The sequence below is a fragment of the Gimesia chilikensis genome (genome assembly GCF_008329715.1).
Lineage (GTDB): Bacteria > Planctomycetota > Planctomycetia > Planctomycetales > Planctomycetaceae > Gimesia > Gimesia chilikensis.
In genome coordinates, this window is the sequence record NZ_VTSR01000001.1 from 318,558 (window position 1) to 330,886 (window position 12,329).

4 protein-coding genes and 1 tRNA gene are annotated in these 12,329 nt (G+C 51.5%); 1 reads left to right on the forward strand and 4 read right to left on the reverse strand.

The features are described from left to right. Positions 1 to 97 precede the first annotated feature (97 nt). A tRNA-Arg gene (locus tag FYZ48_RS01180) sits at positions 98 to 171 on the forward strand. 115 nt (positions 172 to 286) lie between these two features. Here the strand turns inward: FYZ48_RS01180 and FYZ48_RS01185 are convergent. The 4 genes from FYZ48_RS01185 to FYZ48_RS01200 all read right to left on the reverse strand — a co-directional run bounded on the left by FYZ48_RS01185 (position 287) and on the right by FYZ48_RS01200 (position 12,315). Then, positions 287 to 2,908, reverse strand: a complete 2,622-nt coding sequence (locus FYZ48_RS01185; protein ID WP_149336660.1) for a right-handed parallel beta-helix repeat-containing protein — start codon at positions 2,906 to 2,908, stop codon at positions 287 to 289. 532 nt (positions 2,909 to 3,440) lie between these two features. Beyond that, positions 3,441 to 8,210: a glycosyl hydrolase family 8 gene (locus FYZ48_RS01190; protein ID WP_149336663.1), complete on the reverse strand. Its 4,770-nt coding sequence runs from the start codon at positions 8,208 to 8,210 to the stop codon at positions 3,441 to 3,443. Positions 8,211 to 8,655: 445 nt separating this feature from the next. Continuing rightward, positions 8,656 to 9,984, reverse strand: coding sequence for a DUF1501 domain-containing protein (locus FYZ48_RS01195; RefSeq protein ID WP_149336665.1), 1,329 nt, complete (start codon positions 9,982 to 9,984; stop codon positions 8,656 to 8,658). A 54-nt stretch (positions 9,985 to 10,038) separates the two neighbouring features. Next, on the reverse strand, positions 10,039 to 12,315 hold the full coding sequence (locus FYZ48_RS01200) for a DUF1549 and DUF1553 domain-containing protein (protein WP_149336667.1): 2,277 nt from the start codon (positions 12,313 to 12,315) through the stop codon (positions 10,039 to 10,041). Between the last annotated feature and the right edge of the window lie 14 nt (positions 12,316 to 12,329).

The window sequence follows — 12,329 nt, forward strand, 5'->3', positions numbered from 1 at the left end:
GCATCTGAATCATTACAGATGCGACAGCCGGAAAGAGAAACTTTCCATTTTTGTCATTAACCTGTGTCGCGTTTATCTGGTCTAATCCATCAGATCTGCACCCGTAGCTCAACTGGATAGAGCACCGGTCTTCGGAACCGGGGGTTAGGGGTTCGAATCCCTTCGGGTGTACTTGACCATAAAACTGAGAAAGCTCTCGTGAGTCCCATTGGAAACACGAGAGTTTTTTTTCATAGCCAGTCTGATCATTCCAGTTCCATTTATCACACAAACCAGCAATGGAACATCATTGCGAGAGCTGGAGTTCATCAATCCAGACCTCGGCATCAGCGTCAGCCTGGCTGATGAAGCCAATCCAGTCGAGAGTTTGCCATTCAGGATGAATACAGGGAAGATTCTTGAAGTGACGAGGTTTCTGCCCGGGAAGCGTGACGACCAGATCCCACTTGCCAGCCTCATCTCCCAGCGGCGCGACGATTTCCACGTTGACCCACTGCCCCACAGGCAGTTCCATCAAAGTCTGCCGGTTTGCCGCGCGGAGTTTCCCCTGCTCGATCCAGAGTGTAGGACCAATTCGATAGGGATTTGCATGATCGCGCCACTCATGCTGAAAAACAGCCTCTGGTCCAAGTTTGAGCGCAAAAGCGCAGCGACCTCTGCCCTCAGCATATTTGGGGGCAACCGTAATCATGGGGTAATAACGACGTTGTTGTCCGGGAGTGTCTTTAAGCCTCAGAGCGTGTTGCCCAGATGGAGCGTCAGCGATTTCCACAATGTCGACGCCCCCCCGTTTTTCGTCCTGTCCGACAGAAGTTCCGGGAGGCAGCCCCCCCTCTTCAAAGTCTTCCACAAACGCCAGCGCTGGCGTAGGCGGGGGATCTTTCATTTCAGGAAATTTCAGTGACCTCGCCTGATTCACCCAGTCTGAATCTCCATAAAGCCCTGCCCGTCCATAATCAAACGGTTTAAATCCGATCTTGAAAGCCGGTGAATTCTGGGCCAGGTGATAGTTACCCTCTGCGGGATCAATGAAATGGGGATTGGCAAAGATGGAACCCTGATCTTTTCCGGTGGCCTGCCATTCCGCAAAGGTCTTTCCCTGAAAATCAATCGGCTTCCCATCGGTGCGCCAGTAGAGATTATGATTCAGCCTGACATTCTTATCAGACCAGTTGCCATGAAAGAGTTCCCCTGAATCAAAGATGACGAGATTGCGTTCGAAGGTAAAGGAAAGATGCTCTTCGACCCGACTGCGTTTTACCTGGTACTCGCGAGAGAAGGCGAAAATATTATTTCGAATCAGGTTCTCTCGACCGTAATGCTGATGATAGCCGCCGGACCGGGTACGATACACGAGGTTGTTTTCCATCAGAATGTCTGTACTGCCCTCATCGTTGTAAAGCCCCCAACCACCATAACTCCAGGAGAGAATATCGTGAATCACGTTGTTACTGACAGTGGTTCCAGGTGAAGGACCAAGAGTGTAAATGCCCCCCATGTCGCTTAACCAGCCCCAGCCAAGATGGTGAATGTGGTTAAATTCAATTTTGTTGCGAACAGCGAGACTGTCCGTGTAGCCCCATCGCCAACCGACTGAAACTCCTGTGTAAAAGAAATCCGCAATTTCATTATGGGTGACCATATTATCACCGGACTGACCAATCCAGACTCCAACCGCACAGGGGAATAATCGACCTCCGTGCCGAATCAGATTATTGTCTACTTTGATCTTTTGAGTGCGTTCCTCTGCCTTGGAGGCAATCCGGGTTTCGCCAATCCGGATCCCCCCAGCTCCCAGATCGTGCAGATCACAATGTGTCACACTGCTCTCACTACACCCCTTGCGAAACCAGAGACCATAAGTGGCGACATGTCCAATTTCACAATCCTCGAATGCGATGGAACGCCCGCCATCAATCATGACTGCAGCCTCAATCGGTGAAGCAGCCTGGGAAGGTTCGAACCCCTGAGGAGGTGTCTTCCAGTCGGAATATCGAAACGCGAGGCCTCGAAAAGTCAGGTGTTCCACAAACTGACCAGCGGCGGGGTCTCCCTGTATAATCAGCAGTTTTTCAGCCACGGGTGCAAATGCTTCAGCCTTGTCAGGAGTCTCGCCCTTGCGGGGCCAATAATACAGCTTACCTTCGGGAGCGAGATACCATTCGCCCGGCGTATCGAGTGCAGCCCGATAATTCTCGAGGTAATAAGCTGTATTTCGGGTGAGTGGATTCCAGTGCTTCATCTGCCGACCGGAAGTGAGCAGCTTACCCGACGGTACATCATACCCGTCCAGAAATTTACGGGTATTGTCCCATTTATGAAAGAAGAGTGCCTGAATTCCACTTCGTTCCGCTTCCGGAACCTGTTTCAGGGAAGCCAGATCTGCAGGATCGGCGTAGAGCGTTTGCCGGGCGATTTTCTGAGGTCGAGGGCCATCTGTTTTTCCCATTTTTTCCCGGCTGTTCCGGAGATAAAAGAAAAACTCATCCGGTTCCCGAGCCCGCACAGCCCGCCGTCCATTGACCCAGAGCTGCTCGAATTTCCAACCGGGATCGACGGTCGTAGACCAGACCCCATCCGGATCAACTTTGAATCCGGAAATCTGCTTTCCCCCCGAAATAACAGGATGAGATCCCGGAGCCGCCTGATAGATTATGGGGGCTTTCTCGGTACCGGAATCTTCATGAGTAAACAGAACAGGTTCTGTAACAGGATAAACGCCGTCCTGCACAATTACCTTAATCGGTTCTTGCGGCTGAAGCTTTCGGATTTCGTCACGAGCCGCGGCAAGAGATCGAATCGGCCCGTCAGGTGAAACCTCAATCACGATTTCCGCCCGGGCTGCAGAACTCACTAAAGTCGTTAAAATCAATAGAAAGACAAACTGTTTTAGATCAAATAACTTCATCACTCTTCCACCTGTGCCCACTCTGGCTGACATCAGTTCATTTTCATCAGTCGCATTATTTGTATCGGACCTGCAAGGACAATGTCGCAGATTCTACTCCCTGCATTCTAGCACAGGCATGTAGTATTCGCACCGCATCAGTGTGTAAGTTGGATGCCACCAAGGAAAACTAAAATAACTCAATCCTAAAACTCAGCATGAGAGTTCAAAATTGAAAGTCTTGCAGAATATTAATCTCAGTCGCACCATCTACTCTATCTTACATGACTAATCCCCATCATAGCCTGGCAGTTCTGGATAATCTCATTGACAGCCTCTAACTTAAGAATAATAGAATACAGTGTAATGCGTCGGCTGTCATTCATTGGAGCATGCTAGAGTACGGCCCTGAGCGCCGGCGATGATTGTCTTAAACTTCTCAACCCACTGCCTGTTAACGTATCTGAATCCCGCTTGAAACAGAGTTCAAACGGGATTCAGTTCAAAAAGTCAGAGAAGAATACGTCTCACCAAAGAGAGAATAATCGCGGGATCAAATCGGAGATCCATTCAGAATGAAGTCCGACAAAGGCTCATTCAGCCCCCCAGGTGAAGCAATAAAACCGAAGGAGATCATCCCGCCGGCTGAAATATCTTCATTCCACGAGGCCCCGCGAATGACATAGGTATCTCCCACATGCGAGACAATTTCTGCATTCCAGATATCAGTAATGTCCCCTGCAAAAGTGAACTCCAGCGTCCACTCTTCCAGGATGTCATCACTTTCATTACGAATCTCAATCGCCCCCTGGAACCCACTGCCCCAGTCATTGACGTTGGTAAAGTCAACTTCCGCAGAGGGGGCGGGAGCATCATTATCCTGTATGGATCCAATCCCCGTATCAGTAACCAGAGTCGCTCCCACAACCTGATCAAGCACCACCTGGAATTCTTCTCTGGATTCAATCACCACGTCCCCCAGAATCGGAACCGTGATCGTTTTCTGAGTTTCTCCAGGCTGAAAGATCAGCTGACCACTGACAGCCTGATAGTCCATGCCTGCAATCGCAGTACCGTCCTGAGTATTGAACTGCACCATCACAGTCTCTGTCGCATACTCACTCAACGCCACCGTAAATATGACTTGATTGGTGCCGGTATCCCCTTCTGTGACTGTTACATTGTTGATGAACATCTCGGGAACGACAGCAACATACTCTTCGACAGTCACTGAAACAGTCGTAGTAGTAACACTCCCCACCTCTGAAACAGTCGTATATACAAAACTGTCTGCCCCCGAGTAGCCAGCATCCGGAGTATAGGTCAACGTGCCATCCTGATTGTCGACCACTGCACCATGCGCTGGTTGAGTAAACGACTGCAGTGTCAACCCGCTACTACCCATCCCGTTGACGGGATTGATGTTGTTCCCGGACATAACCAGCATACTCAGCATTGAAACCGAATCGGCATAGTAATTCGAGTGTGTCGTAGCCACACTGTCAAACACCGAGTTCAGCCAGGCTTGGTCTGCCGTATCAGAACCGGTCATGGCTGAAACCCCGACCGCTGCTCTGAAGAAGGGATCACTCCAGTTATTCAATGGTGTTCCATCCAGTTGGTATCCACCCAGAATCTGAGAGGGATTCCCTCCCGATGACTGCTGAAAGAACTCAGAAAGCATCTGTGCCTGAGCCAAAGAGACAGAGTCACCACTGAAAACAGCATCCGCACCTAAACGCCAGGGCACACGTCCTGCGTTATACCAGTAGTGTTGATCGTTGACTTCAAGAAAACCAGAAGGAGCCGGTGACACTGCACCAGTCTGAGGATCAACGATCACAAAATCCGGAACCAGTCCCGTCCCTGATTGCTGCTGCAGCTTCGTCATTACGTCCTGTGTTGCGGTGATAACTGCGTCCCAGGCTCCGGTCTGAGTCGCGGCTTCGAAAGCCCGAAAATGGCCGTACATGAAGTCGCTGGTACGCACTGACCATTGATTCCGCTGACCGCCGTTGGGATCAACCCAGTCTCCCAGCATCGGCAGATGACTTTGCGGACCAATCGTCGATTCGTACATCGCATTAATAATGGTGATCGCCTCCTGCAGATAATTGATCTCGCCATCACTGCCCCATTGTGCGTCAGCCACCAGCAGAGCATAGGCAATATCGGCATCGCCGTCGAAGGCACTGCTGTTTCCATACGCATCCGGTTGCGCCCAGTCCATCAGGTCCGGATTGCCCTCGCTGGGGTTGGCACGGGAATAACGGAACAGACCATCAAAAATGGTCTGGGCGTTCGGGTCGTAACCATCCATATGCGACAGAACCAGCATCCCATAGCCCTGCGCTTCAGAAGTAGTGCGTCCCTGTGAATCCATCACTACCCGATAGCCATTCCCGCCTGGATCGACTCGCAGCCAGTCCGACTTCCACTGGTCGTAGTAGTTGGCAACAATCTGATCCAGTTGTTCCTGGCTATACTGGCTGGGGAGCAACGTTCCATCCACATATTGCTGAACGTGACTGCCAAAATCTGGATCACCAGTTGAAGTTCCGATTGAAATCGTGACAGATGTTTCAAAGGGCGTTGTCACCGATATCTCATTTTCACTGGTCACAACATCATCATTGGTAATCGTATTGGCTGCGGTTGCAGTCCCCCCATCCAGTACCGCACCGACGGGACTGCTCAGGGTCACATAAAACTGCTCGTCCGCTTCCACCTGAGTATCACCATAGATGCGAATCGAGATTGTTTTCGAAGTCTCCCCCACAGCAAATGAGATCTGTCCGCTGGAAGCTTCATAGTCTTCTCCTGCAGTCGCAGTTCCATTGGAGGTTTGATAATTAACCGTAACAGGTTGTGTTGCCGCCTCAGACAACGAGATAACCAGAGTCGCCAGCACAGAACCACTTTCGCCCTCCACAACCGTAGCGCCTGCGATACTCACCACAGGCGTTACCTCTTCCGGAGGCTCTACGAGTCCATCCCAGGCGACGGGATCCTGATAATACTCCTGCACTTTGGTAATCCACCAGTAATTATCGGTGGGTTCGCTACCAATCGAATCAGTACTGATCCCGACCCCCGCTCCAAACAGGATCTGTCGGACCCCCGCCGCCCGCGCCTCTTCCACATGCGAACCCCAGGTAATCGTGTTACCGTTAACCGTCAGTTTGCTGTCATTCAATGCATTGGTGGAAAAGTAATCCAGACGATCTCCACTTGCCGTAAAGGTATCCCCCAGGAAAAAAGTCGGGGCAGAATCTTCATACTGACGAGTCGTGTTGGTAAGCGGATCGAAGACACCATTCTCGTCATACGGGTTATCGGCCAGGCTGTCGTTGATGTGCCCGACCGGAAGTTGCCAGAGTACCATTTCACGCTCTGTTGTCTGCGTGAGCGTCTGGACGATCAACAGATAATTATGCCAGTGATCACTGTTCCAGAACCAGGTACTGCCCGCCGGATCGTCGGCCGCACCATTCTGCGCCCCGGCATCCAGCCCATACTTATCCAGTGAGATAAAACCGGCTCCGTAACTGAGTATACCGGCATCCATATAATACTGGGCAATCAGTTCCGCTTCGCGGGCGATCGCGGCTCGTCCGGCTTCAACTCCCAGTGTGTCAGTGAGGTGCACAATACCTGTACCCGGAATCGGTGTCTCAATTCCCGGTGATGCCCAGAGGTTAAACTGCCAGCCGAATTCCACATTTGGTGCATACTTGCTGATGCTGTAATTGATCGCTTCGATCAACCCGGTTACCGTATTATCGAATTGCGGATCTACGCCTGATTGCAGGACACCACTACTGTAAACGGCACTCGTTATCGCGGAGATATTACTCGCAGAGGTACCTGCGTTTTGCATCAGGTAACCAAGAAAATCAGGCTCCATTATCATCTGTACCAGTTCGTCCCCCGCTTCGGTGCGAATGGTATCTAATGCAAATTTCAGATCCTGAAAATAGCTTTCCATATACGACAGGCTCTGGATATGCGCCAAATCAGTCGTATAACTTTCTCCGCCATCTGGAATGTTGTAGTACACGAACTGGGGGATCATGCCCAACTTCATACTTTCACGAACATAACTGCTGACCCGGTCCGGATCCCAGCTGCGCCATCCCGTAACAGGTCCCCCGTTGAGATAGATATAACGTGAGTCTACATATTTGTTAGTCGCATCACTGTCACCAAAATCCTGCCAGAATGAGAGGTCGCCAGTAGTATCTTCACTCACCGAACCAATCGTCACATAATCCGGCAGGCCCGGAAGCTGGCCATCGACAGTCCGCACACGAATACCAATAAAACGTTCTTCGCCGGAATCAAGATCCATGATGCGCAGCGATGCTCTGCCCGCCTCCAGTCCGGTGATTCGTAAAGTGTCTCCATCCACCATCTCGGCCTGGATCACGCGTGAATTATTTGTCACCACGCTGAATTGCCCCGCCTGGTTAGGTGAGGTCAAAGTATAATCATAGGCCACCTGATCGATCGTTACCTGCAGGGCCTGCCCTGCCAGATCCACGCCCTGAATTCCAATTTCACTGGCATCTCCGGCAACATAGACGACTTCATCACTCAGCGCAGTTCCGGCTGTATTACTGACTTCGACCTGATAACTGAATACGCCATAATCCCGATCCGTCAGCAACAAGCTGTCGGTCTGAGGCGTGGAACTGCCTGACAAGTCTGCCTCATAGATCAGCGTCCCGTTCTCATACAGCTTCCAGTGAGCTGCCGCATCCCCGGCCCAGAGATTCATCGTCACTCGAAATCCGCCAGAACCGGCGTCCGCCAGCACACTGACACTCGGTTTATTAGGTGCATTGATGACCGGATCAGGATCACCTGGATCATTCGGATCCGTTGGGTCACCATTTCCCATAAACACAAAATCAGTGGGTTCACTGTGAGTTCCTCTGGCGACAAATCCGATCGCCAGTGATTCTCCAGGATCTAAAGTATCATCCCAACTGGGAGGTGTGATCCGGTACTGACCTCCACCGAGGTTTTGTACCTCGGCGTTCCAGAGTGACTCAATCGTGCCACTGTATTTGAATTCCAGTTTCCAGTCCGTGAAAGCCGTAGATTCATCATTGTTCAAAGTCAGAATCGCGGTTCGACCGGAGCCCCAGTCATTGTCAACTTCGAACTGGATATCAGGCGCATCGGCCAGCGGATGCGCCGCCAGAAGCGTTCGTACTTCAAGCGATTCGGTCTGTTGAGAAATTGTGGCGCGAGACCGCCGGGGGGTAGAGTGCTGTGTAGAGAACCAATGCAGCAGGGTCGCATAAAGTCGTCTCATTTCATCTGCTCTGCGAATACAGAGCCCTTTCAGTCTGTGCCAGGACAGTGCCTCTCATGCAGCAGGCCAGCATGAGAAAACAATGAAGTTGGCACGGCTTCAGGATTCAGATGAAACTGAAACGTGCAAGACTCATCGTAACACTGCTTATCGTCGGGCGTGAGCAGAAGACCGGAAGGGAATCAGTCGGCCACATGCTCTATAGGTTCCCGCGAATCTCTTGGCGCGGAAGCTGTTTCGGCCCAGAACAAACAGCAATGTCCGATTTTTAGAAATGCTTTTTACCTGGAACCAATCCAGGCTCAGAACAATTCGATTTAAACAGGTCCCCCTCCCCTGTGTCCAGATGAAATTTGAAAAGCTTTTTTGAAAAGGATGGACAGACTGGTGTGCTTATGAAGCTTGTGTGAAGCAGGGACCGACAGACTTTCTGAGTCTCATCTACTTAATAAAGTTCGTGAACCGGTTTTCCGGTCCCGACAATGCTGGTCGGTCGGCCTGAGGCATCATCGAAGTGAGTTTCCAGAGAGATCCCCATTTTTTGATAAATTGTTGCCAGCAGATCCAGGGGAGTCGTTTTTCGTTCGACCACGGCACCACCATATTTTTCACTGGCCCCCACCACGCGTCCCCCTTTGATGCCGCCGCCAGCGAACATCACGGTGAAACAGTTTGACCAGTGATCCCGCCCCGCGTGGCCATTGATCATGGGCGTCCGGCCAAACTCACCCGCACAGAAAATCATCACATCATCCAGCATGCCCCGGTGTTCCAGATCTTCGATCAGGGTTGCCATTGCCTGGTCCAGGGGCGGAAGATGTGTCTCCAGCCCTTTTTCGATGTCGTTGTGATGATCCCAGTAGCCGGTATTGATGGTCACGCAACTGCTGCCTGCCTCGACAAGCCTTCTTGCCAGTAATGCGCTTTGACCATATTGATGCCGACCATACTGATCTCGCAACCGGTTGTCTTCGCTGCTCAAATCAAAGGCTTTACGAACCCGTTCGCCCGTTACCATTTCCAGGGCCTGCTGTTTAAAGGTATCCAACCCCTCTATGACTCCCGATTGATCAACCTCGCGATTCAGAGTGTCAAACTGCTTCAGCAGTTCCCGCCGTGATTCGACACTTTTTAAAGTCAGACCGTCGGGTAGAGCCAGGTTGGGAATTTTGAAGTTCTTGGAATTTGGATCCGTTCCCACTTCAAACGGGTTATACGATTTCCCCAGGTACACGGCACCCTGATAACCAAAGGCTTCCGATTTGGGGATAGTAACATAGGGGGGCATGTGCTCGGAATGCGCACCAACGGTTCGTGCGATCACAGAACCGAAAGAAGGCTTCTGCGGAGCATTTCGCGCCAGTGTGGGACCAAAATAACCTGTCTGCATCCAGTGTGCAGAGGGCGCATGGATCCCATTTTCATGATGCACAGACCTGACCTGCGAGATGTGATGCATCACCTTCGCCTGCAGGGGAAAACGTTCTGTCACATGAATATCAGGTACGGACGTAGATACGGGTCGATACATCCCACGATATTCAGCCGGAGCATGCGGTTTCATATCGTACGTATCCTGTTGGCTCATGCCACCATGAGTCCAGAAGACGATCAACGATTTATTGGACTTCGGCCGCACCGTTTCTGCTGCCGTGGCACGGGCCTGAAACAGGTCAGCCAGTCCCAGACCTAACAGGGGTGCTCCCAACTGCAGGAAATTGCGACGACTTACGCCGTCACAATTGGAATATTGATTTCCTGACAAGGATAACATCAAACGCGTCTCCCACAACGGTTCCAGGCGGATTTTGCCTGGAATAACAATCTGTCAATGATTCATCATAAACTCATTCGTGGCCAGGAGCGCCCAGACCAGTGAACGATACGCCTCATGCCGATTCTTTTCACTATTGAGATATTTCACAGCCGTTTCGACTTCTGATGTTCTCGGGGGCCGTGACAAAGTCCGTACAAAGATCTCACGGACATTATCTGAATGCGTTTTCTGATTCGATGCCAGCAGTTCGATGTAACCATTTTTATCGGTCAGTTTTCGCTGGATCTCCTTCGAATTCACCAGTTCGAGCGCCTGCGACAAGGCGGGATCCACGGTCCGCTCACACTCACAGGCCGATGTGCGGGCAGGTCGCCCAAAGACATCCAGGAAATTGAAACGTACATTTTCGTCGGGTAGATTTACCGCCCGCATCCCTTCAGGGAATACCCCTGGCCCCCCGGGAAAAACAGTGGGAACATCTAAAACCTGACTGATCCCATCCAGCAGGACTTCCGCTGAAAGTCGCTTAGGGTAATAACGGGCAAAACACTGACTATCTTCGGCATTGGTTTCATTCGGATTAGCACTGAGACTATACGCATAGGAATTCGTGATCTCTCGAATCAGCTGCTTCACATCATACCCATTCGCAGCAAAATCATAGGCCAGTTCATCGAGTAGAACCGGATTCGTAGGTGGATTCGTGCTGCGGGCATCATCAATCGGGTGAATAATTCCCCGACCGAAAAAATGTCCCCACATCCGATTCACCATCGTCCTGGCGAAAAAGGGATTCTCCGGACTGGTCATCCATTTTGCCAGGTTGCGGCGGGGGTCGTCAAAACGTGACACCTCAAAATCAGGACCTCCCAGCGGACGGGGCTGCATCAGTCTCCCGCTCCGAGGGTTATGCACTTTTCCCTCATCTTTGAGATAAATCACTTCATTGGTCGGCACCTCGGCATCAGCAAAGCCCCCCTTGCGTCCCACGCGACTGAAGATGGCAGCGAAAGAATAGTAATCGTCCTCGCTCCAGCGTTCTGCGGGATGATGATGACACTGGGCACATTGAACCCTGACACCTAAAAACGCCTGTGCCACCGACTCCACGTAATCAGGTGTCGAACGGACCGAACGGTACCAGATCGCAGGCGGATTCTGAGCCTGCCTGCCAGTGGCAGTCAGTAGCTCAGTCACAAAGCGATCATAGGGCTTGTTGGCTGCGATGGAATCACGAATCCAGGCAGAGAACAACATCGTCCCCGCCCGTTGATTGCGAGTGCCATAGCCGCTCCCCCGGTTCTGTAAAATATCAGCCCATTTTAAAGCGAAGTAACTGGCATACTCGGGACGTTCCAACAGTCGATCGATCAATCGCTCCCGTTTGTCAGGTCGGGAATCCGCCAGATACAGCCTGACTTCGTCAACCGTAGGCAAGGTACCACAAATATCCAGAGTGACCCGGCGGATGAAGGTCGCATCATCTACTGGTTTCGAGGGTAGAATCCCCAGTTTTTTCCATTGGGCTACCAGGTGCAGATCGATCTTCGAGAGTTTCTCTTCCGAAGGATACCCTGCGAAATTTTGCTGCCCCGTGGAATGATAGGGAACCACTCCCTGGAAAACAGTAATCTTCTCTCCAAAGCGGGCCATCACGGCAAAGACTCCGCCACGCGATTGAGTGGTAATCAGACCTTCCTGATCAACCTTGCCGATTTCCGGATAGTTTGATTCGTAAATAGACTGGTGCGTGACGTCTCGCTGAGTCCCATCTGAAAAGTGAGCTGTCACCTGCAGCTTCAGGCTGGAGCGCTGCTGAAAAACACGGTTACCGGGCGACAGTTCAATTTTGTTAATTTCAGGATCATCCGGATGTGGGCCGATGGCTCCCTGTTCGATCCAGTCATACAGCAACGCATAGTCCGCGGAATCTGCTTCCAGTAACCGCCCTCCACCATGGGGCACCAGCCCCGTCGCCTTGAGCAGCAGCAGGCTCCGGTCAGGATCACCGGGAAAGATTCGCCTCCCCCGTGATTCCCGCGCAATTGCAGTATAATCCATGGCAGGATCAAAACCGAGCAGCGAGATCTTAAACCCGTTCTGCCCCGTCGATTTTCCATGACAGCCCCCACTGTTGCAGTTCAACCTGGTCAACAGGGGCACCACATCTGTAGTGAAATAAACCTTCCGCTTCGCTGAGTCATCAGCCAAAGGCATTTTCTCAGCAGCGACCAGCATGCCCTGTCCTGATACCAACAGGCAGACGATCATCCAGATCAGCCGATAACTTCGTGTTTTTGAATTCTGCTCAGATAGGAGACGGAACATGAAATCTCACTTCG

Bases quoted from the DNA above. Each gene is read 5' to 3' on its own strand.
- FYZ48_RS01185 (WP_149336660.1), bottom strand. From the start codon at position 2,908: ATGAAGTTATTTGATCTAAAACAGTTTGTCTTTCTATTGATTTTAACG.
- FYZ48_RS01190 (WP_149336663.1), bottom strand. From the start codon at position 8,210: ATGAGACGACTTTATGCGACCCTGCTGCATTGGTTCTCTACACAGCAC.
- FYZ48_RS01195 (WP_149336665.1), bottom strand. From the start codon at position 9,984: ATGTTATCCTTGTCAGGAAATCAATATTCCAATTGTGACGGCGTAAGT.
- FYZ48_RS01200 (WP_149336667.1), bottom strand. From the start codon at position 12,315: ATGTTCCGTCTCCTATCTGAGCAGAATTCAAAAACACGAAGTTATCGG.